We start from the raw sequence: 21,324 nt of genomic DNA on the forward strand, positions 1-21,324 counted from the left end.
GCGAGTAGGGTGGGGCGAAAGAGGGTGGGGCAGAGGTAGATTGCGGAGGGCTTATGCGGCACGGGAACGGGCTCGAGATTCCGGAGACGCTGGAGGATGTGTGCTCACCGGAGAAGCTGGCGCTGATCGTGTACGACATGCAGGTCGGGGTGCTCGGGCAACTGGACGACGGGCCGCAGATCACCGAACGGGTCGCGCGGGTGGTCGAGGCGGCCCGCCGCGGCGGCTATCCGGTGATCTTCCTGCGGCACTTCTTCCTGCCCAAACGACTCATGGGCACCTTCGCGCTGCGCATGGCGATGACCTGGCAGGGCGCGGATTCGGTCGACGAGTGCGTGCCGATCCTGCAACGGGATACGCCCGGATTCCATCTGGTTCCGGAGCTGCAACCGCAAGAGGGCGAGGTCGTCTTCGACAAGACCACCATGTCCGCGTTCGAGGGCACCCCGCTCGCCGCCACCCTGCGTGACCTCGGCATCGGCGCGTACGCCATCGTCGGCGTGGCGCTCGAGATCGGCATCGCGCCGACCGTCACCCACTCCACCGATCTGGGCTTCCTGCCGGTGGTGATCCGCGACGGCGTCGGCGGGCGCGACGAACCCGGAAAGCAGCGCGCCTGGGACGATTTCGCCTTCCAGGGGCACGCGCTGGTCACCGATATCGACACCATCGTGCCGCTGCTGGAGAAGACGAGCTAGTCCGAGTTGGGGATCCAGGCCGGATGCCAGAGGCGTCCGGTCTCGGTCCAGTTCATGAAGCGGACCGTGCCGGTGAGCTTGGGACTCACCCAGATCGCGTCCTTGCGCTCGTCGGCGGTGAGCTCGTTGCCGAACGGGCTGGTCTTGCGCTCCAGGCGGCGCAATCGATCCGCCAGCTCGCTCATCTCCTGCTCGCTGAACCCGGTACCCACCCGGCCCAGGTAGTACAGCTCCCCCTCGTGCGGCACCCCGACCAGCAGCGAGGCGAACTGCCGCACCTCCGAACGCCGATAGCCGCCGACCACCACCGACAGCGTCCGCCAGTTGCGGGTCTTGACCCAGGACTGCCCGCGCCGACCCGGTAGGTAGATCGAATCACGGCGCTTGGCGACCACGCCCTCCATGCCATGTTCCTGGCTGTAGCGCAACGCCTCCGCCCCCGAACCGTCCAGCTGCTTCGGGACGATCAGCGAGCGCGCCTGCGCGGCAAGCGCTTCCAGCACCCGGCGGCGATCGTCGTAGCGTTTGCGCACCAACGAGGTGCCGTCCAGATACAGCAGATCGAAGGCCAGGAACACCGCTCGCTTCGAATCCTCGCGCAGCAGGCCGAGATTCGCGCCGCCGTGATCGTCGAAGACCACCGCCTCGCCGTCGAGAACCGCGCTGTGTCCGGCCAATTCGTCGCCCAGCACCGCCACGCCCGGGTATTTGCCGGTGACCACGTGCCCGGCGCGGCTGCGCAGCGTCACCGCGCCGTCCTCGATCTCGGCGATCAGCCGGAATCCGTCCCACTTGGTTTCGAAGGCCCACTGCTCGGCGTCGAGGGTCGCCACATCGCCCGCCGTGGCCAGCATCGGGGTCAGGCCGTGCGGCAGCGGCGCGGGTGTGCGCGGCAGCGAGACCGGTTTCGCCCCATTGCCTTCCGGCCGCGACTGATCCTTCATCAGGTGCATGAGCCACTGATTGCCATTGGTCTGGATCAGCGCGTACCGGCCGTCGAGCCGCTGCCCGTGCAGGCGCACGATGACCTCGTCGTTGCGCCACTTCTCGGTCTCGTAGGTGCCGGTATCCCAGATGGTCATCTCGCCACCGCCGTACTCGCCCTTGGGAATCGACCCGTGAAAGGTGAGGTACTCCATCGGATGGTCCTCGGTGTGCACCGCCAGCCGGTTCTCACCGGTATCGACGGGTGGGCCCTTGGGCACAGCCCAGGAGACCAGCACCCCGTCGCGTTCCAGCCGCAGATCCCAGTGCAGCCGCCGAGCATGATGCTCCTGCACCACGAAACGATCCCCCGGTCCGGCAGCGGGAGGGCCGGGCGGCACCGGCTCGGGCGTGCGACTCGGGTCGCGCATGGAGCGATAGGTATCGAGCGGGTCCGCAACCGGTTGCGGGAGTGGCTCATCCAGCTCGGCGAGCAGATCACCGTCGGCCTGCCAACGGCGCAGCACCTCGTCGAAGCGCAAGTGCCGCAGCTTCTTCGGCTTCTCGATCTCTTCCCAAGCCCGCGGCGCGGCCACCCACGGCTCGATCCGGCCGCGCAGTGAATACGGCGCGATGGTGGTCTTGGCCGGATTGTTCTGGCTCCAGTCCAGGAACACCTTCCCGTCGCGCGCCGACTTGGCCATGGTGGCGGTCACCAGTTCCGGCCGCAGCTGTTGCAGATTGGTGGCCACCTGCTTGGCGACCGCCGACGCGCCGTTCGGCCCGAGCCGCCGATCCAGCGGCACGTAGACGTGAATCCCCTTGGAGCCGCTGGTGACCGGGAACGCGGACAGGCCCACCTCGTGCACCACGTCCCGCAGAATGAGCGCGACCTCCGCGCATTGGGCGAGCCCTGCGCCCGGCCCGGGATCCAGATCGAACACCAGCCGCGTGATGTCGCCGACCTCGGGGCCGTCGAAACGCCATTGCGGCACATGCAGTTCCAGTGCCGCCTGCTGGCCGAGCCACGCCATTCCCGCCAGGCTGTCGATCACCGGATAGGTCACCGGCCGGTCGGAATGTTGAACCGTCCTGCGCTCCAACCACTTCGGCGCGTGCTCGGCCAGATTCTTCTCGAAGAACGACTGCTCATCCACCCCGTTGGGCCACCGCTTGCGTGTCACTGGCCGTTCCGCGATGTGCGGCAGCAGGGCCGGGGCAATGGCGGTGAAATAGTCGATGACCTCGCCCTTGGTGGTCCCGGTGGCCGGGTACAGCACCTTGTCGAGGTTGGTCAGCCCAACCTCGATGCCCCCGAAAGACTTGCGGGACCCCATCACAGCAGTCTAGATCCGGACACCGACATTTCCTGGGAACCCGCAACACCGGTACGACGCCCGATCCATGAAAAGCCAACGGGCCGTTCGGGTCAGCGGCGGTGATCCGCCACTCCAGAACGGCCCGTGGAAAGCCCGGTGCTGCTATTCCGCAGGCTTCTCGCCCTCGGGAGCCGGTTCCGCGGCGGGTTCGGCCGCCGCCTCGGCGGGTGCGGGCTCCGCGGCCGGGGCCGCCGCCGGGGCTTCCGCCGCGGGCTCGCCGTCGGTCGGGATGGCGTTCTTGACCGCTTCCGCGCCCTTGTCGATCTGGGAGGTGAATTTCCCGCCGGTCTTCTCGTCGATCACCTGGCCGGCCTTGTCGACCGCCTGCTCAATCTTTTCGGCGTTCTGGGCCGCCACTTCCTTGCCCTTGCCGACCAAGCCTTTGAGCGTGTCCATGAAACCCACAGCCCTGCTCCTTCAATCTCGGTCCGTTATTGGCGAACATCTTCCCACCAGGTCTCCCGTGGTGGGAGTCCAATGGGGTCGATCCGCTGCCCCGGCTTCGGCACGGCGATGCGTGTCCCGGCCGCGGTGGCCGCGTCCACGAGTCGCTGTACCGGCTCCGACCAGCCGTGGAAGGCCAGATTGAAGGTGGCCCAGTGAATCGGCACCAGCAGCCCGTAACCCGGGTCGCCGACACACAGATCAGCGTGGGCGCGCACCGCCTCCTCCGGGTTCATGTGCACGTCCGGCCAATGCCGGTCGTAGGCCCCGATCGGCAGCAGGGTTAGGTCGAACGGGCCCAGCCGCGCGCCCGCCTCCGCAAAGGCCTTGGTGTAGCCGGTATCGCCGCCGAAGTAGACCCGACGGGTCGGACCCGCGATGGACCACGACGCCCACAGCGTGGTGTTGCGCACCAGCCCACGCCCGGAGAAGTGCCGCGCCTCCGTGCAGGTGATCACCAGATCGGTGCCGTCACCGTGATCGCGCTCCAGTTCGGACAGCGAAATCGAAGCGGTCCAATCCAGTTCGACGATGCGCTGCTCGGGCACCTCCCAGTGCCGCAGGTGCGCGCCGATGCCGATGGGCACGATGAACACGCAGTCCTGGCTGTTCACCAGGCCGATCACGGTGTCGCGATCGAGGTGGTCGTAGTGGTCGTGCGAGATCAGGACCGCGTCCAGCTTCGGCAGCGCCTCGAGCGGCGACGGCACCGGATGCAGCCGGGCCGGGCCGATCAACGGCGACGGCGAAACCCGTTCGCTCCACACCGGATCGGCCAGCACGCGGTAGCCGTCCACCTCCACCAGGCAGGTGGCGTGGCCGTACCAGGTGACCGCCAGATCCCCGGCCTGCGTCGGCAATTCCGGCTGCACCAGCGGGATCTCACCGACCGGGCGGCCGTTGTTGCGCTGGGTGACCAGTTGATACATCAGCTCGAACGGCGAACCGGTGAGCTGACTGCTCGGCTCGGTGTTGTGGAACTGCCGATTGCGATAGGTGGCCGCACCCCGCGCGGTCGGCGCGATGGCGGAAATGGACGCGCCCATGGCGGAGGGAATCCCCCATGCCGCCCGGACCAACCAGGAAATACCGAAAGCACCAGCTGCCATACCCACCAGTTTCCGCGTTTTCGCGGCCGCGCGCTCCCCGTTCATCGGCCCTCGAACTTCGCGGGCCGCTTCTGCTGGCGAGCCGCGCGCGCCTCCTGCGCGTCGTCGCTGCGCCACGCCGCATCCAGGGCCGCGGTCTGCTCGCGAGTGTCGGGTCCGCGGGTGTCGTCGTCATTGAAGACGAGCTTCATGTGCCGCAGCGACAGCGGCGCGAGCTCGGCGATCTGCTTGGCCCACGCCTGCGCGTCGGCCAGCGTGCCGAGCTTGTTGGCGAAACCGAAGTTGTAGGCGTCCGCCGCCGAGACCCGCTCCGCGCCCAGCAGAATGGTGCGCGCCGGACCCGGTCCGATCAGGTTCGACAGCCGCCGCACGGTCCAACGGTCAACGGAGATACCGAGTTTCGCGGCCGGGACCGCGACGAACGAATCCGGCGTCATGACCCGTAGGTCCGACGCCAGGGCTAGCTGCACGCCCGCACCGAACGCGCCTCCGTTGATGGCGGCGATCACCGGCACCGGGATGGTCTCGATGGTGCGCAGCATGCCGAGCAGGCCGCCCAAGAAATTGTCCGAATACACGCCGTCGAGATCCGCGCCCGCGCTGAACAGCGGTCCCTGACCGGTCAGCACGATCACCCGTGCCGACGTCGCGGCCTCTTCGAGGGCCGCGCGCAGCTCCCCGATGAGCGCCTCGTTCAGGGCGTTCCGGCGTTCCGGACGCTGCAGTTCGATGGTGACGACCTCGCCATCGCGGCTGACTCCGAGCATCTGTCCCTTCCCCACTGTTCAACCCCATCTGCGCTACTCAACCCATGATCAGCCTTCACTCTAGGGGCGCGTACCGTCGGGTCGGTGACCGCAACACCCGATGTCGACATCCTCGTGATCGGTGCCGGGCAGGCCGGATTGTCGGTCGGCTACCACCTGCACCGCCTCGGATTGCGGCCCGAACAGGACTTTCTCATTGTCGACCACTCGCCCGCGGCGGGCGGGGCCTGGCAATTCCGGTGGCCGTCACTGACTTTGGGCACCGTCAACCGGGTGCACGACCTGCCGGGCATGTCCTTCGAGGAGACGCTGCCCGAGGGCTCGGACAACGTGCAGGCGGCAACCGCCGTGCCGCACTATTTCGAGCTGTACGAGAAGCGGTTCGATCTGCGCGTGCACCGGCCGGTGTCGGTGAGCGTGGTGTGCGACCGGGCCACCACCGCCACCTGCCCGAATCAGGAGGTCGACGGGCTGCTGCACGCGGAAATGAAGCCTGCGCAGACGCTGCGGGTGCGCGGATTGGTGAACGCCACCGGCACCTGGGACAAGCCGTTCATTCCTTACTACCGGGGTGCGGAAACCTTCGCCGGACAACAGCTGCATGCCCACGACTACCGCACCGCAACGGAATTCGAGGGTAAGCACGTGGTCGTGGTGGGTGGCGGCATTACGGCCATCCAACTGCTGGACGAGATTTCGCAGGTGACGAAGACCACCTGGGTGACGCGGCGCGAACCCGTCTTCCGCGACGGGCGCTTCGCACCCGAGGACGGTCGCGCGGCCGTCGCCATGGTGGAAGACCGTGTGCGGCGGGGACTTCCGCCCGGCTCGGTCGTCTCCGTGACCGGGCTGCGCGAGGACGCGCGGGTCACGGCCATGCGCGAACGCGGAGTCCTGGATCGGCGCCCCATGTTCGACCACATCGAACCCGACGGCATCCGCTGGACCGACGGCAGCTTCCAACGCGCCGACGTGATCCTGTGGGCCACCGGATTCCGCAGCGCCCTGGACCACCTTGCGCCGCTGCGGCTACGCGGGCCGGGCGGCGGCATCACCATGGGCGGCCGCCTGGCGACCCAGGTGGTGGCCGATCCGCGCATCCACCTGATCGGCTACGGGCCCTCGGCCAGCACCATCGGCGCGAACCGGGCAGGCCGGGCCGCCGCCGTCGAATTGACCTCGTACCTGGGCATTCCCACGCAGCCGGCGGACTGAGCTCAGGCGGGCGCGTCCATGGCGAACGTGTCGGGATCGCCGCCGTGCTTCGCACCCTTGTCGATGCCCGCGATCTGCGTCATCTCGCGCCCGGTCAGCTCGAAGTCGAAGACCGCCAGGTTCTCGGCCATCCGCGCGGGCGTCATGGACTTCGGGATCGCCACATTCCCCAGCTGCATGTGCCAGCGCAGGATGATCTGCGCGGGCGTGCGGCCGAGCTTGTCGGCCAGCCCGATGATGACCGAATCATTGAACTCCGCGCCACGACCCAGCGGACTCCACGCCTCGGTCACGATGCCGTGCGCGGCATGGAAGGCCCGCAGCTCCGACTGCGCGTAATACGGGTGCAGCTCAACCTGATTGATCGCCGGGACCTCACCGGTCTCCCCGATCACCCGCTCCAGGTGCGCCCGGGTGAAGTTGGAGACGCCGATGGAAACCACCCGGCCCTGCCGCTTGAGCGCCTGCAGCGCGCGGAAAGTGTCGACGTACAGATCGGCCGAGGGCACCGGCCAATGAATGAGATACAGATCGATGGTGTCGAGCCCGAGCCGCTTGCTGCTCTCCTCGAAGGCGCGCATGGCGGCGTCGTAACCGTGATCGGCGTTCCACAGCTTGGTGGTCACGAAGACCTCGTCGCGCGGCAGACCCGATTCCCGGATGGCCCGGCCCACCTCCTCCTCGTTGCCGTAGAACGAAGCGGTGTCGATGCTGCGGTAACCGAGCTCCAGGGCCGTCGCGATGGTGCCGACCGCCTCGTCACCGACGACCTTGTACACACCGAAGCCCAGCTTCGGCATGACCTGACCGTCGCTGAGCACAATCGCGGGGATCTTGCTGGTCTCGAACCGATAAGTCACCACTCCGACCGTAGCAGCCATTCGACCGCAGCTAATTCCTAGCGTTGGCCTGACGGTGCGGGATGTGGCCCGAATTACGTCCCGGAACGGGGCGGGATCATTCGGGCAAACCCAGGCGGCGATAGCGACGATGGCGCTGGCTCACCAATTTCTCCAGCGGCAGCGCGGTCAGCGCGGCCAATTCCTCGGCGATCGCGCCGACCATGCGCTGCGCGAAATCCACCGGTTCCTCGGCGGCATCCGGGTATTCGTGCACGATCCGGTCGACCACACCGTCGGCCTCCAGATCCACCGCCCGGATGCGCTGCGCGGCAGCCAATCTCGGGGCATGCCCGGTGTCGCGGTACACGATGGCGCTGGCACCCTCCGGCGGCAGCGGGGCCAGCCAGCCATTGGCCGCGGCCAACACCCGATCCGCCGGCAGCAGGGCCAGCGCACCACCACCGCTGCCCTGGCCCAGCAACACCGACACGGTCGGCGTGTCCAGGGTGACGAGATCGGCGATGCACCGGGCGATCTCGGGCGCCAGCCCGCGCTCCTCCGCCTCTCGCGACAGTGAGGCACCCGCGGTGTCGATCACCAGCACCAGGGGCACCCGCAGCTCCGCGGCCAGGTGCATGCTGCGGCGGGCCTCCCGCAACGCCGCCGGGCCCATGGTGTGCTCGGGCGATTGACCGGCGCGGTCGTGACCGAAGACCACGCACGGCTGCCCGCGGAAACGGGCCAGCGCGTGCACCACCGTGCGATCGGCCTCGCCTTGACCGGTGCCGGACAACGGAACTCGATCGGTGACGTGACGCAGCAGTTCCCGAATGCCAGGACGGTCGGCGCGGCGGGAGATCAGCACCGTCTGCCAGGCGTGCACCTCGACGGTGTCCAGCACCGCCGGGCCACTGCGCTCCTGCGGGCCCGCGAGGAACGATCCCCGGCCGGGAGGTGTTGGGCCGCCGGTGTTCTCGGGCAGCGGGGAAGGACCGTCACAGCACACCGTGAGTACTCGGTGCGCAATGCGGCGGAAGATCGGGACCGAAACAACGCCGTCGATAACCCCACTGCGATAAAGGTTTTCGGCCGTCTGCACGCCTTCGGGAAACTTCTTCCCGTACAGGGCCTTGTACACCCGCGGCCCGAGAAAGCCGACCAGCGCCCCCGGCTCGGCAAAAGTCATGTGCCCCAACGACCCCCACGAGGCGAACACCCCGCCCATGGTCGGATCGCGCAGATATACCAGATACGGATTCCCCGCCGCCTTGTGCACCGCGATGGCCCCCGCCACCTTCACCATCTGCACGAAAGCGACTGTGCCCTCCTGCATTCGGGTACCACCCGAGGTCGGCGAGGCGAGCAGCGGCAGACCCAGCTCGGTGGCGCGCTCCACCGCCGACACGATGCGCTCGGCCGCGGCCACCCCGATCGAGCCCGCGAGAAAGGCGAACTCGCACGCGATCACGGCAACCCGCCGTCCGCGCAGCAACCCCTCCCCGGTGAGCACCGCTTCATCGGTACCCGCCGTCGCCGCGGCAGCCAGCATGTCCGCGCGATACTCCGGCGTGGCAGCCACCACCACGGGTGGCCGATCCCAGCTCACGAAGGAACCGGGATCGAGCAATTCGCCGAGCAGCTCTCGCGCCGAAATTCTCACGGGCGCGAGCTTAACCGGCCCTGACGTCGCCATCGCCGACGTCGGTGGCCGGGTGTGTTCAGTACCCCTGGACGACCTTGCGCAGGGCGTACTCGGTCACCGCGACCAGGGCCTGCTTCACCGGTTCCCGGCGACGGGCGTCGATCGAGAGGATCGGCACGTCCGCGGGCACCGCCAGGGCCTGGCGGATGTCCTCCACCGGATACCGTGGCGCATCATCGAATTCGTTGATGGCCACCAGGAAGGGTAGGTTGCGCGCCTCGAAGTAGTCGACGGCGGCGAAACTGTCCTCCAACCGGCGGGTGTCGACCAGCACCACCGCGCCGATGGCACCCTTGATCAGGTCGTCCCACATGAACCAGAAGCGGTACTGGCCGGGCGTGCCGAACAGATACAGCACCAGGTCATCGGCCAGGCTGATCCGGCCGAAGTCCATGGCCACCGTGGTGGTGGCCTTCGACGGGACCCCGGTCAGGGAGTCCACGCCGACACTCGCATTGGTCACCAAAGCTTCGGTGCGCAGCGGAACGATCTCCGACACAGCACCGACCAGGGTGGTCTTGCCGACACCGAAACCACCGGCCACGACGATCTTGGCCGACGTGGGCTTACTGGTGCGCGTGTCGACCTGTGTCGTCGAATCAAATACGCCGGAGTCCACTGAGAACCCTTTCGATCAGCTCGCGACGTTCATCGTCGCTGGAATCGTCTTTCAATGTCGCCGATACCCGCACATGGCCGGCGTCGATGAGGTCGGCGACCAGCACCCGCGCGACACCGAGCGGAATGCCCAGTCGCGCGGCTACTTCGGCAACCGACGGCGATTCTCTGCACAACTCCACGATTGACGTCTCGATATTGGTGAGTTCGAACTGCCGCTCGAGGGCGACCGGATGCGATGCGACGAGCGCCTCCAGGGCGAGCTCCACCTTCGGCCGGGTGCGACCGGCCGTCAGTGAATATGGGCGAACCAAGCTCGGTTCGGCGCTCCCAACGCGTTCGTTGTCTATGTCCATCCCGCCATCAGGAACCCATCGTGACGCGAGGTGTGGCCTGGACTGTCTGGCCCACTCGCTCGACCAACAACGCCATTTCGTAGCCCACCTGGCCGATGTCGCACGAGGTATTCGTGAGCACCGCCAGGTACGAGCCGTCGCCGACCGCCATGAGCAGCAGGTAGCCGTGTTCCATCTCGACCACCGACTGCAACACGGTGCCGCCCTCGAACAAGTTCGACACACCCACCGAGAGGCTCGCGAGCCCCGCGGTCACCGCGGACAGCTGTTCGGCGCGGTCCACGGGCAGCTGCGCACTCGCGGCCATCAGCAGGCCGTCAGCGGATACCAGGACCGCATGCGCAACGCCGGGAACCTCATTGGCGAAATTCGAAACCAGCCAATCCAGCTGACGCTTCGTACCACCTAGATCGGGGTTCATCGGTCTCCTTTATCTCCGGTTAGGTTCATAGCTTTCATCGCGCGGCCATCCCGGACGCCCTGCTGATGACGACTCAGACTTGACCTGATGGATTCTGGGTCTCGGTGGGCCGCCTTGTCAGCGTTTCCGTTGACACCGCCGGGCACAAGTCGGTTACCGGGATCACGTTGCGGCAGACCGGCAGCCGTCCGCTTGTCCGGGGTGACTTCGATGGCGCGCTGTGCGGCCTGCCAACCCTCATCACCCGGTGATTCGAAGGACGAGGCCACTTGAGACCGGTCGGCATTCGGATCCGAGAGCCACGCCGACATCATCTCCGCGAAAATCGGCGTGCCGCCCATGATCGGGTCGGCGCCGTCCTCCGCCGGCTGCAGCCGGGTCTGGAAGAACGAGGCCGCCTTCTGCGGATTGGAACGGAAGCTGTGGCGTCCGGGCTCCTTGACACCGTCGGAACCGTTCTGCGGCAGGCCGACTCCCGGAATCGGGTTCGGGCGCTGCGGCAGCACCGCACCCGGATCCCGCTGCGGGAGACCGTTGAGGCCGCGCTGCGGCAGCGGGCCACCCAGCGGATCCCGCTGCGGCAGTGGATCCGACAGCGGATCCGGCTTGGCGCCACGCTGCGGCAGACCACCGAGGGGTTCCCGGTGCGCACCATTACCCGAGTCACGCTGCGGCAGGCCGTTACCGGCGTCGCCGCGCTGCGGGAGACCACCGGGACCACGCGGCGGCAGACCACCGGCCAGCGGATCGCGGCCGCCCGACAGCGGGTCACGCTGAGTCAGGCCGCCCGACAAGGCATCCGAGCCCGGGGCGCTGCGCTGGGGCAGACCACCGTTGGCGGCGGCACCGCGCTGCGGCAGGCCACCGTCACGGGGCGGGATTCCCTCACGCTGCGGCATGCCGCCGTCACGCTGGGGCAGACCACCATCGCGCTGCGGGAGGCCACCGTCGCGTTGGGGCAAGCCACCGTCGCGGGGCGGAATCGCATCGCGCTGGGGCAGACCCGGCTTATCCGAATCCTGCTGCGGGGAGAGACCGTTGGATCCATCGCGCTGCGCGGGGGCACCACGCTGCGGCAGACCACCGGGGCCACCCGGGGCGGCGGGACGCTGCGGCTGGCCGAGGCCGGACTCGCGACCCGGCGCACCATTGGCACCCGGCTCCCGACGCGGCAGACCACCCGAAGCCGAATCACGCTGCGGCAGACCACCTGGCGCGGCATCCCGCTGCGGCAGACCACCGGCGGCGGGCTCACGACGGGTCGGACCCGAATCGGCCCCACGCTGCGGCGCGCCATTGGCGCCCGGATCACGCTGCGGCAGACCGCCGGGGCCACCCGGCGCAGCCGGACGCTGCGGCTGACCCAGACCGGACTCCCGGCCCGGAGCGCCATTGGCACCCGGCTCGCGACGCGGCAGACCACCGGAGGCCGAATCACGCTGCGGCAGACCACCCGAAGCCGAATCACGCTGCGGCAGACCACCCGGGCCCGCGTCCCGCTGCGGCGCTCCACCCGGAGCACCATCGCGCGGCGGCAGGCCGACGGACGGATTGCGTTGCGGCATCGCACCGGACTGACCCGGCTGCGGCGGATTCCCCTGGCCCGGTCCGCGCTGCGCGGCACCCGGCTCCCCCGGGGCGCCCGGCCGCGGCGGCATACCGCCCGGAGCACCCTGACGCTTGAGCATATTGGCGGCGAGACCGCCCCGCGGCGCTGCCGGAGCCTCGCCCGGACCACGCTGCGGCAGATTCGCACCCGGCTGGGCGGCCGGCCCGGCCGGACCGTGCGCACCCGGATCGCGCTGGGGTAGGCCACCGGGTCTCGCCCCACCCGGGGCGGACACGGTGTGCTTGACGGTGGGCCCGTTCACGCCCGGCTGCCGAGTCGGCAGCCCGCCCGGCACCTGCGCGCCCGGCTGGCGGGTGGGCAGTCCGGTCGCGGCGCTGGCCGCGGCCGGCGTCGGGCTCGGAGCGGCACCGGCCGCCGTACCCGCCGGAATCGGGCCGCTCACACCCGGATCCACGGTGACCATGACATTGCCGGTCGCCGTGCGGGTGACCGCACGCATCTGCATGGAGGCGGCCGAACCGGCCTGGTTGCCCGCACCCTGCGCGGCCGGAGCCGGCTGCGGGCGCTGCGGCGCGTCCTGCGGCTGCGGCGGCACCGAGATGGGCCCGCCCGCCGACACGATCAGCGGCTTGGGCACGTGCACGGTGACGGTCACACCCGGGTCGCGGGCGGTGTCGAAGGTCGGGCGCAGGCGCACGGTCAGGCCGTGGCGCTCGGCCAGGCGGCCGACCACGAACAGACCCATGTGACGTGCGGTGTCCGGGCCGACCTCGGCCACGGCCTCCAGTCGGCGGTTGATCTCGGCCATTTCGGCCGGGGGCATACCGATACCGCGGTCGGCGACCTCGATCAGCAGACCCTGATCGTGGGCCTGGGCGAAGGTGAACTTGACGTCGGTCTCCGGCGGAGAGGCGCGCAGCGCGTTGTCCAGAAGCTCGGCGAACAGGTGCGCCAGGTCGGAGGCGGCGGGCTCGACGAGCGAACCACGCGGGGTCGCACCCAGTTTGACGCGCTCGTAGTCCTCCACCTCGGAGATGGCGGCACGCAGCACGTCGGCGATCTCGACCGGCGCGGACTTGGTCCGGCGCTGTTTGGTACCGGCCAGAATGAGCAGGTTGTCACCATTACGCCGCATACGGGCGGCGAGGTGGTCGAGGCGGAAGAGGTTCTCGAGCAGGCGCGGGTCCTTCTCGTCGTACTCCATCGCCTCGATGAGCGAGAGCTGATGGTCGACAAGGGACTTGGAGCGCCGGGCCAGGGTCTCGAACATGTCGTTGACCTGGGTACGCATGGCGGCCTGGTCGGCCGCGAGGCGAAGCGCCTGACCGTGGATGTCGTCGACGGCGCGGGCGAGCTGACCAATCTCCTCGTCGGTGTGCACCGGCATCGGTTCCAGCGGCACGTCTTCGGGGTCGGCGCCCTCGCGCAGCGCGGAAACTTCCTGGCCGAGGTCGTATTCGGCGACGCGCAGGGCGGCCAGACGCAGACGGCGCAGCGGGACGATCATCGCGCGCGCGATCAGCACGGCCAGCGCCATGGCGCCGAGGATGGTGGCGATGACGATGATCGAGTAGCGGATGGCGTCGGAGCGAGCGGTGGAGGCCAGGTCGTCGACTCGGGAGACGATGTCCTTGGTCGCGTTGGTGGCGATGGTCTGATAGCTGTTGATGCTCGCGACCAGCGAGTCCTTCAACTCCGCCACCGGCAGCTGACCGGCCTGCGCCTGCGGGCCGTTGACCAGGCCCACGCGGTTGTCGGCGCCCTTCTGCAGGTCGGCGATGATCGGGTCACCGTCGGGGAAACGGTGCGCGAGCACGGCGAGCATCTGCCGCTCGGTATTGACGCCGATCTGGATGTCCTTGAGGCCATCCTTCGGGTTGTTGCGTAGGGCCTCGGCCATGCCGGCGACCTCGTTGAACAGCATCCAGCGGGAGTTCAGCGAGTCGACCAGGCGCAGCTTGGACTGGTCCACGGACTTGTCGGCAACGGTGGAGACGATGTTCTCCACGGTCTTGACGCTGTTGCCACGAATGCGTTCGACGGCGGTGACGGTGTCGGGGATCGACGAGGACGGGGCCAGGCCCTGCGCTCGGATCTTCTTGGCGCCCAAGATCATCTCGTCCAGCGCCTGGCGGGCACTGGGCAGGTCACTCAGCCGTGAGGAGGCCTTCTCGGCGAAGGAGATGGCGGTGTCCAACTGTGCGAGCTCGGGGTCCGAGGTCAGCGACTGGGTCGGGCCCAGCATGACCATCTGTCCACCCGCGACCTGCGCCGCGTCCGCGCTGAGACCGGTGATCGCCGGGATCACCCCGACGTGGTCGGTCGCCGTGGAGAGGCGGCTGGAGTCGGCGAACTCCGCCGAGATCCTGGACGCTCCCAGCACAACGGCGACCAACAGCGGCACGGCGAGGACCGCCGTAACCTTCCATCGCAGGTCCCAGTTGCTCAGCGCCCAGCGCTTATTGCTGCCGGACCTAGCGGCGTCACGCATCTCCCACTCACTTTCCAAACTGGCCCCAGCCACGCGCCATCAGCGAGCCTCCGCGATCGCACGCTTGGCCCGTCAGACGGAGCTGACCGAGAACGGCGGCTGGCCGAGAAATTGCGTCCATGACGGCCGAAATATGTGACATGCGATTCTAACGGATCAATAACTTCTTGTGTGACCTCTTGGCAACCACCGGTCCCTGACCAGCCGTTTGCAGGCAAAATCAAAGGTCGCGGCGTCCGCCCGGACGTCGCGTGAAGTCTGCCACAATCAGGTCGATCTATCGAGGCGGGCATCTCAGCGCATCTCAAGGACAACAGGCGGAGCTAGGGAGTCACCGGGTTGAACGCGAAGCACGAGTACCGACCGGCGTATCAGCTGAGCCTGGTCGATCCCTCGGAGTTCTGGCGCACCGCGGCCGAATCCATCAGCTGGGATGTGCCTCCCACCCAGATTCTCGATACCGCGGCCCGTCCGACGGCGCGGTGGTTTCCCGACGCTCGCCTCAACACCTCCTACAATGCCCTGGATCGCCATGTGCGCGAGATCACAACTCCGGACGGCACTTCCGGCGGTCAGGAGGGGGGTCGCGCCGAACAACCGGCCCTAATATACGACTCGGCTATGACCGGGTCCAGGCGGATTTACACATATCGGGAACTGCTCGACGAAGTTGCCCGATTTGCCGGTTCCATGCTGCGACTGGGCGTCAAGACCGGTGACCGCGTCGTCATCTATATGCCGATGATTCCCGAGGCCGTGATCGCCATGCTCGCCTGCGCCCGCATCGGCGCTGTGCACTCGGTGGTTTTCGGCGGCTTCGCCGCCCACGAACTCGCGGCCCGCATCGACGACGCCGAACCTGTGCTGATTATCACGGCGTCGGGCGGGCTGGAACCCGGCCGCCGCATCGAATACCCGCCCATCGTGCTGGCCGCCCTCGACCTCGCGCAGACCACGGCGCCCCGGACGGTGCTGGTCAAGCAGCGAGACGGCTTCCCCACCATTCGTTTTCCCGCCGAGCAGGCCGCCACCGAGTTCCTGCCCGCCTCCAGCGAGAGCATCGCCGCCCGCTGGCTGGATTGGGACGAGGCGCAGATCGGGGCACAACCGGCCGAGCCGGTCTCGCTGGCCGCGACCGATCCGCTCTACATCCTCTATACGTCCGGGACCACCGGGAAACCCAAGGGCGTGGTGCGCGACAACGGCGGGCACGCCGTCGCGATGGCCTGGTCCATGCGCAATATCTACGAGGTCGCACCGGGACAGACCATGCTCACCACCTCCGACATCGGCTGGGTGGTCGGGCACTCCTACATCGTCTACGCGCCGCTGCTGGTCGGCGCGACCACCATTCTTTACGAGGGCAAGCCGATCGGGACGCCGGACGCGGGCACCTTCTGGCGGCTCGTCGACGAGTACAAGGTGGACGTGATGTTCACCGCGCCGACCGCGCTGCGGGCCATCCGCCGGGCCGATCCGGACGCGGCCACCGCGCACCGGCACGATCTCTCCTCGCTGCGGGCCCTGTTCTGCGCGGGCGAGCGGCTGGATCCGGCCACCTACGAGTGGTCGGTGGACACCCTGCTCGCCGACTATCCGGACTGCCCGGTCGTCGATCACTGGTGGCAGACCGAGACCGGCTGGCCTATTTGCGCCAATCCGCTCGGGCTGCAGCAGCTTCCGATCAAGGCCGGTTCGGCGTCCGTGCCGGTGCCCGGCTACCGGCTGCGGGTACTGGATTCCGAAGGCAATGCGGTCGCCCCTAATACAGAAGGAAACATCGTGATCGGGCTGCCGCTGCCGCCCGGCACGCTGACCACGCTGTGGCGCGACGACGCCCGCTACGAGCGCTCCTATCTCTCCGCCTATCCCGGCCACTATCTGACCGGCGACTCCGGTTTCTTCGACGAGGACGGCTACCTGTTCGTCCTGGGTCGCAGCGACGACGTCATCAATATGGCGGGCCATCGGCTCTCGGCCGGTGGCATCGAGGCGGCCATCTCCGGGCATCCGGCCGTCGCCGAGACCGCGGTGGTCGGCATCCCCGACGAACTCAAGGGCCAGCGGCCGATCGGCTACGTGGTGTTGAAGACCGGGGTCGACATGGAGCCCGAACGGTTGCGCACCGAGATCATCGACCGGGTCCGCGAACGCGTCGGCGCCATCGCGACCCTCTACGACGTGGTCGCCGTGACCGCCCTCCCCAAGACCCGCTCCGGAAAGATCCTGCGCCGCACCATACGCCAGATCGCCGCGGGCGACTCCTACGAGGTGCCCCCCACCATCGACGACGCCGCCATGCTGCCCACCTTGGAGAAGCAGATCCGCGACGCGGTCACCCTGATGGAGGACAAGGAGAGCATCGCCGCCGCCGATGCCGCCGCGGCGCTGACCATGCCGCTGCGCCGGATCGACCCCGCCGAAGCCGATGCGACCGCGGTGGATCCGACCGCTCCGGCTCCCTGAGCACAGCCCTCAGAGTTCTTTCAGAGAGCGCTCATCACGGTCCCAACCGGGTGGTTTAACGTCGGGCGGGCGCGGATCGTCAGGTCCGCAGCCGACACTCGGCAGTCGCCGGGTACAGAAAGGCTGATGATGAGCTTCGTTCGTAATCGCCGGGCCGGAATCTTCTTCGGAGCCGGTGCGGTCGCCGCCGTGGCCCTCGCTCTCGCCCCCGCCACCGCGTCCGCCTCCCCGGCGGATCTGGTTGCGCCGCTGCTGAATTCGACCTGCAGCTTCGCCCAGGTGGATGCCGCCCTGCACGACAAGGCCCCGGCGCTGGCCTCGATGTTGGATCAGAACCCGGACACCAAGGCCGAATTGAAGGCCAAGTTCGATCAGAGCCCGGCGCAGCGCAAGGCCGAGGTCGACCAGTACCTGGCCGACAACCCGGACGCCGCCAACCAGGCCGCATCCGACCCGCGTGCCGGCGGCATCGCCGCCACGATCCAGCAGGTCGCCGACGTCTGCAACAACTACTGAGGTCACGGCTGACAGAATGGAGACCGTGGCCGAACGCAGCGAGGTACCTACAGTCCTGGTTGTCGATGACGACGAGGACGTTCTCGCATCGGTCGAGCGCGGGCTCCGGCTCTCGGGCTTCCGGGTGGTGATCGCCCGCGACGGGGCGGCGGCGCTGCGCAGCGTCAACGAATCCGCCCCGGATGCGGTCGTTCTCGATATGAACATGCCCGTGCTGGACGGCGCGGGCGTGGTCACCGCGCTGCGGGCGATGGGCAATGAAGTCCCGATCTGCGTGCTGTCGGCGCGCAGCTCGGTCGACGACCGGATCGCGGGCCTGGAATCCGGGGCCGACGACTATCTGGTGAAGCCGTTCGTGCTCGCCGAACTGGTGGCCCGGATCAAGGCGCTGCTGCGGCGGCGCACCGATGTGCCGGCCTCCGCCATTCCGGGTGCGATCACGGTGGGGCCCTTGGAGGTCGACGTCGCCGGGTATCGCGCCCTGCTGAACGGCGTCGAGATCGAGCTCACCAAAAGAGAATTCGAACTGCTGTCCACGCTGGCCCGCAGCGCCGGGGTGGTGCTGAGCCGGGAGCGGTTGCTGGAACTGGTGTGGGGCTACGACTTCGCGGCCGACACCAATGTGGTCGACGTCTTCGTCGGCTATCTGCGCCGCAAGCTGGAGACCGACGGCAGCCCGCGACTGCTGCATACCATCCGCGGCGTGGGATTCGTGCTGCGGGCACCCAAGTGACGTGGGCTCCCGAATGAGGTGGGCGGCAGGCGTTTTCAAGCGAAGCGAGAAGGCCGCCGGTCGCCGCTGGTCCTACACCCTGCGGTTGCGGGTCGCGGCCGCGGCGGCGCTGGGCGCGACCATCATCGTCGCGATCCTGAGCTGGATCACCATCTACGCGATCGGCCGCAGCAATATGGCGCAGGCCGACGAGCAGCTGACCATGGTGTCGCGGCTGGTACTCATCCAGCCGGTCTTCGCCGTCAATGTGGTCGAACTGCTCGCGCCCAACAAGGAAATGGCGCTGACGGTGCGCTTCTCGGACGGTTCCCTGGCCAGCACGGCGGTGCAGTTGCCACCGCTGCCGGTCGGCCGGGCCACCGTCGATGTCGGCGGCAACGCCTACCGGGTGCTCACCACCACCGAGGCGCAACCCGCGGGACGCGTTGTCTCCCTGGGCATTCCGACCAATCAGACCGAGCAGACCATCCACGAGCAGCGACAGTGGGTGTATCTGGCCGCGGCGCTGGCGGTGACGGCCTCCGCCGGACTGGGCTGGCTGTTCGGCGGCCGCGCGGTGCGGCCGATCGTGAAACTCACCCGGGCACTGGACGAACGCGGGCCCGGCGGTGAACCGGGAACCCCGCTGGCCATGGACGGTTCGGGGGTGAAGGAGGCCGACAAGCTCGCCGAAGCGGTCAACACCATGCTCGAACACGTGGACCGGGCACAGGCCGAGACCGCCGCCGCGTTGGAGACCGCCCGCGACTTCGCCGCCGTCTCCGCGCACGAACTGCGCACCCCGCTCACCGCCATGCGCACCGACCTCGAGGTATTGAGCACGCTGGATCTGAGCGAGGAGCAGCGCCGCGAGATCCTCACCGACCTGCAGCGCGGCCAGAATCGGGTGGAGACGACCCTCGCCGCGCTGGAGCGGCTCGCCGCCGGTGATCTCACCAACGAGCGCGACCATGTGGTCACCGATGTGGCCGAGCTGTGCGATACCGCCGCCCACGACGCCATGCGGCACTTCCCGCAGTTGAAGGTGTACATCGACACCGATGCCGAACTGATCACCCGTGGGCTGCCCACGGGGCTGCGACTCGCGGTCGACAATGCCCTCACCAATTCGGCCAAGCACGGCGGGGCGACCGAGGCGGTCGTGTCCGCGCATCGCCGACCGGGCGGGTTCATTGTGATCGCGGTCGACGACAACGGGCGCGGGCTGCCCTTCGATGAGCGGGCCGCGGTGTTCGAGCGGTTCTTCCGCGGCAGCCAGGCCGCCAAGGGCGGCTCCGGGCTTGGGCTGGCGCTGGTGGCACAGCAGGCCCAATTGCACGGTGGCCGAGCCTATTTCGAGGACAGCAGGCTGGGCGGGGCGCGGCTGGTGCTGGAATTGCCTGATCGAGCGGTCTTTACCGAACTCTCAGACAACCATCAGAGGTAGCGCCAAAGGAGACCTCTACGGTCTGAATGGTGTTCGGAAAACGCACCCGCTGGGTCCTGATCGTCCTGCTGCTCGCCGCCGCGGTCACCGCGGGCACGATCAGTGTCCTGCGGCTGCGCTCGGCGCCCACCGCCGTCGCTCTCGTCAGTCATGACAGCGGGCCGTTGGGCGCGCGCATCGCCAAGGAGCTCCAGGACGGCACCGGTCGGCACTGGGACGTGGTGGCCGAGGCGGACACCAAGGATTACGCCGCGGTCGTCACCCTGCCCGAAGACCTGACCGCCGACATCAAGTCGCTGGCCACCGCGCAGCCGAAGAAGGCGCAGGTGGTGGTGGCCACGCATCGGCGAGCCGACCCGAACCTGGTCAATGACGCGGTGAACGAGGTGACCAAGAAGATCAGCGCGGCCGGGCTGGACACGCTGTTCTCGACCGTGAATACCGCGCGGCTGCAGGTCTCGCAGATCGCGGGGACCTCGCAGCTGCTGAGCGCGGGCGTGCAGGCCGCCGCCGACGGCGCGTCGCAGTTCTCGGGCGGGGCCGATCAGATGATGGACTTCCTGAATCAGGCGAAAGCCGGTGCGGGACAGCTGACTTCCGGGATCGATGCCCTCAACGGCACCCTGTCCGCGGCGACCACGCAGGCGAATCAGCTTGCCACGGCGCTGGATTCGACCGGGGTCACCATGGGGCAGGTGGCCCAGTCGGCGGGCGCATTGTCGGGCGGGCTCAATCTCGTGGTGCCCTTGCTGCAGGCGCTGCCGTTCGCGAGTGATCCGCAGCTGGCGAATGTCATCACCCAGCTGCAGGCGCTGCAGAACATCGCCAACCAGGCCGATGCCCAGCTGAGTGGCTTCGCGAATCTGACCGGGACGCAGGTCACTCCGGATACGAAGGTGGGACAGCTGCTGCGCGATGCCGCGGGCAAGCTGAACGACGCGAGCGCGCAATTGAATCAGGGCGCGGGGCTGGCGAAGCAGATTCCGGCCATCGCGGATCAGGCGGGCACCCAGCTGACGGCGGCCCTGCAAGCACTCACCGGTGGCGTGACGCAGTTGCAGTCGGTCACGAAAGTCCTGGGCAATCAGACAAATCAGGCACTCGGCGCGCTCCCCCAGCTCGGAGTGCCACAGCAGGTGGCCATTTCAGCAGCCCTGTCCGACCCTGTCGACATCATTCGCAAATAACGTTCGCAAACAATTGGCAACAAACGGCGGTTCACCGGGTTAAACTGTGCCCGAATTGCTCTAATCGACCCGTTTCGGAATCTCGTCCGCTCTATCCGCTCCCTGGCTTCACCCAGCGCCCCGGTACCGGAGAGGAAACGATCGTGAGCATGCTGATGGCCGCACACGACATGTACGGCTCTGTCCTGGCCCAGATGGGCAATCCCACCGCGGAAACCCCGCCCATGGCCGACAAGATGATGAAGATGTTCCGCTACTTCACCTGGTTCACCCAGATGTCCGGAATCGCGGCGATCACCTACGGCGGCGGGCGCTTCGCGTGGGAGAAGTGGGGCGGCGGCTCGGCCTCGCCGAAGATGATCGCCAACGCCATGATGGGCGGTGCGGTTGCCACCAGCGGCGGAACCATCATGAATGCCGTCATAGGTTCGTAGATTCGGGAGACAATGCGGGGGGCAAT

18 protein-coding genes are annotated in these 21,324 nt (G+C 68.2%); 8 read left to right on the plus strand and 10 right to left on the minus strand.

The genetic code is table 11. The features are described from left to right. Positions 1–53 precede the first annotated feature (53 nt). Positions 54–698 (plus strand): cysteine hydrolase family protein, encoded by a 645-nt coding sequence (locus tag ACYVN4_RS39275; protein WP_460728321.1) that lies wholly within the window; start codon positions 54–56, stop codon positions 696–698. Here ACYVN4_RS39275 and ACYVN4_RS39280 read toward each other — a convergent pair. The 4 genes from ACYVN4_RS39280 to ACYVN4_RS39295 form a co-directional block, all read right to left on the minus strand. Continuing rightward, positions 695–2,959 carry an ATP-dependent DNA ligase gene (locus ACYVN4_RS39280; protein ID WP_460728323.1) on the minus strand — a complete coding sequence of 755 codons (2,265 nt, stop codon included), beginning with the start codon at positions 2,957–2,959 and terminating at the stop codon, positions 695–697. The genes ACYVN4_RS39275 and ACYVN4_RS39280 overlap by 4 nt on opposite strands. Positions 2,960–3,103: 144 nt before the next feature. Further along, complete coding sequence (locus ACYVN4_RS39285; RefSeq protein ID WP_460728385.1) at positions 3,104–3,397, minus strand: antitoxin; 294 nt, start codon at positions 3,395–3,397, stop codon at positions 3,104–3,106. Between the two features lie 35 nt (positions 3,398–3,432). After that, positions 3,433–4,554: an MBL fold metallo-hydrolase gene (locus ACYVN4_RS39290; protein WP_460728325.1), complete on the minus strand. Its 1,122-nt coding sequence runs from the start codon at positions 4,552–4,554 to the stop codon at positions 3,433–3,435. 41 nt (positions 4,555–4,595) lie between these two features. Beyond that, entirely contained in the window at positions 4,596–5,321 is a 726-nt protein-coding gene (locus ACYVN4_RS39295) for an enoyl-CoA hydratase (RefSeq protein ID WP_460728387.1), read from the minus strand. A gap of 84 nt (positions 5,322–5,405) precedes the next feature. Between ACYVN4_RS39295 and ACYVN4_RS39300 the strand changes: the two genes are divergently transcribed. Continuing rightward, positions 5,406–6,536, plus strand: a complete 1,131-nt coding sequence (locus ACYVN4_RS39300) for an NAD(P)-binding domain-containing protein (RefSeq protein ID WP_460728327.1) — start codon at positions 5,406–5,408, stop codon at positions 6,534–6,536. A 2-nt stretch (positions 6,537–6,538) separates the two neighbouring features. Here the strand turns inward: ACYVN4_RS39300 and ACYVN4_RS39305 are convergent, their stop codons facing one another. The 6 genes from ACYVN4_RS39305 to ACYVN4_RS39330 all read right to left on the minus strand — a co-directional run bounded on the left by ACYVN4_RS39305 (position 6,539) and on the right by ACYVN4_RS39330 (position 14,536). Next, on the minus strand, positions 6,539–7,396 hold the full coding sequence (locus ACYVN4_RS39305) for an aldo/keto reductase (protein WP_460728329.1): 858 nt from the start codon (positions 7,394–7,396) through the stop codon (positions 6,539–6,541). 97 nt (positions 7,397–7,493) lie between these two features. Further along, a complete protein-coding gene (locus ACYVN4_RS39310) occupies positions 7,494–9,071 on the minus strand; it encodes a carboxyl transferase domain-containing protein (RefSeq protein WP_460728331.1) in 1,578 nt (525 codons plus the stop codon). 25 nt (positions 9,072–9,096) lie between these two features. After that, positions 9,097–9,699 carry a GTP-binding protein gene (locus tag ACYVN4_RS39315; RefSeq protein ID WP_174391578.1) on the minus strand — a complete coding sequence of 201 codons (603 nt, stop codon included), beginning with the start codon at positions 9,697–9,699 and terminating at the stop codon, positions 9,097–9,099. Next, positions 9,680–10,054: a DUF742 domain-containing protein gene (locus ACYVN4_RS39320; RefSeq protein WP_033085504.1), complete on the minus strand. Its 375-nt coding sequence runs from the start codon at positions 10,052–10,054 to the stop codon at positions 9,680–9,682. The genes ACYVN4_RS39315 and ACYVN4_RS39320 overlap by 20 nt, the downstream gene beginning before the upstream one ends. 7 nt (positions 10,055–10,061) lie before the next feature. Next, on the minus strand, positions 10,062–10,475 hold the full coding sequence (locus ACYVN4_RS39325) for a roadblock/LC7 domain-containing protein (RefSeq protein WP_029930951.1): 414 nt from the start codon (positions 10,473–10,475) through the stop codon (positions 10,062–10,064). Then, positions 10,472–14,536, minus strand: a complete 4,065-nt coding sequence (locus ACYVN4_RS39330; RefSeq protein ID WP_460728334.1) for a HAMP domain-containing sensor histidine kinase — start codon at positions 14,534–14,536, stop codon at positions 10,472–10,474. Before ACYVN4_RS39330 ends, ACYVN4_RS39325 begins: the two co-directional genes overlap by 4 nt. A gap of 339 nt (positions 14,537–14,875) precedes the next feature. Here ACYVN4_RS39330 and ACYVN4_RS39335 point away from each other — a divergent pair, with 339 nt between their 5' ends. From ACYVN4_RS39335 to ACYVN4_RS39360, 6 genes are all read left to right on the plus strand, one after another. After that, positions 14,876–17,002 carry an AMP-binding protein gene (locus ACYVN4_RS39335; protein ID WP_460728336.1) on the plus strand — a complete coding sequence of 709 codons (2,127 nt, stop codon included), beginning with the start codon at positions 14,876–14,878 and terminating at the stop codon, positions 17,000–17,002. 126 nt (positions 17,003–17,128) lie between these two features. Then, complete coding sequence (locus tag ACYVN4_RS39340; RefSeq protein ID WP_460728338.1) at positions 17,129–17,518, plus strand: hemophore-related protein; 390 nt, start codon at positions 17,129–17,131, stop codon at positions 17,516–17,518. Between the two features lie 25 nt (positions 17,519–17,543). Next, the gene (locus tag ACYVN4_RS39345; RefSeq protein WP_460728340.1) at positions 17,544–18,251 is read left to right on the plus strand and encodes a response regulator transcription factor; all 708 of its coding nucleotides are present in this window, start codon (positions 17,544–17,546) and stop codon (positions 18,249–18,251) included. A gap of 13 nt (positions 18,252–18,264) precedes the next feature. Then, entirely contained in the window at positions 18,265–19,677 is a 1,413-nt protein-coding gene (locus ACYVN4_RS39350) for a sensor histidine kinase (protein WP_460728342.1), read from the plus strand. Positions 19,678–19,703: 26 nt separating this feature from the next. Beyond that, positions 19,704–20,864, plus strand: a complete 1,161-nt coding sequence (locus ACYVN4_RS39355; protein ID WP_460728344.1) for a YhgE/Pip domain-containing protein — start codon at positions 19,704–19,706, stop codon at positions 20,862–20,864. Between the two features lie 149 nt (positions 20,865–21,013). Further along, positions 21,014–21,298, plus strand: coding sequence for a hypothetical protein (locus ACYVN4_RS39360; RefSeq protein ID WP_460728388.1), 285 nt, complete (start codon positions 21,014–21,016; stop codon positions 21,296–21,298). The last annotated feature ends 26 nt before the right edge of the window (positions 21,299–21,324 follow it).

The organism is Nocardia heshunensis, from assembly GCF_054782115.1.

Excerpts from the sequence above, each read along its gene's own strand:
- ACYVN4_RS39355 (WP_460728344.1), top strand. The coding sequence starts at position 19,704 with ATGGTGTTCGGAAAACGCACCCGCTGGGTCCTGATCGTCCTGCTGCTC.
- ACYVN4_RS39290 (WP_460728325.1), bottom strand. The coding sequence starts at position 4,554 with ATGGCAGCTGGTGCTTTCGGTATTTCCTGGTTGGTCCGGGCGGCATGG.
- ACYVN4_RS39360 (WP_460728388.1), top strand. The coding sequence starts at position 21,014 with ATGCTGATGGCCGCACACGACATGTACGGCTCTGTCCTGGCCCAGATG.
- ACYVN4_RS39350 (WP_460728342.1), top strand. The coding sequence starts at position 18,265 with ATGAGGTGGGCGGCAGGCGTTTTCAAGCGAAGCGAGAAGGCCGCCGGT.
- ACYVN4_RS39340 (WP_460728338.1), top strand. The coding sequence starts at position 17,129 with ATGATGAGCTTCGTTCGTAATCGCCGGGCCGGAATCTTCTTCGGAGCC.
- ACYVN4_RS39275 (WP_460728321.1), top strand. The coding sequence starts at position 54 with ATGCGGCACGGGAACGGGCTCGAGATTCCGGAGACGCTGGAGGATGTG.
- ACYVN4_RS39320 (WP_033085504.1), bottom strand. The coding sequence starts at position 10,054 with ATGGACATAGACAACGAACGCGTTGGGAGCGCCGAACCGAGCTTGGTT.
- ACYVN4_RS39325 (WP_029930951.1), bottom strand. The coding sequence starts at position 10,475 with ATGAACCCCGATCTAGGTGGTACGAAGCGTCAGCTGGATTGGCTGGTT.
- ACYVN4_RS39310 (WP_460728331.1), bottom strand. The coding sequence starts at position 9,071 with ATGGCGACGTCAGGGCCGGTTAAGCTCGCGCCCGTGAGAATTTCGGCG.
- ACYVN4_RS39280 (WP_460728323.1), bottom strand. The coding sequence starts at position 2,959 with ATGGGGTCCCGCAAGTCTTTCGGGGGCATCGAGGTTGGGCTGACCAAC.
- ACYVN4_RS39330 (WP_460728334.1), bottom strand. The coding sequence starts at position 14,536 with ATGCGTGACGCCGCTAGGTCCGGCAGCAATAAGCGCTGGGCGCTGAGC.
- ACYVN4_RS39295 (WP_460728387.1), bottom strand. The coding sequence starts at position 5,321 with ATGCTCGGAGTCAGCCGCGATGGCGAGGTCGTCACCATCGAACTGCAG.
- ACYVN4_RS39285 (WP_460728385.1), bottom strand. The coding sequence starts at position 3,397 with ATGGACACGCTCAAAGGCTTGGTCGGCAAGGGCAAGGAAGTGGCGGCC.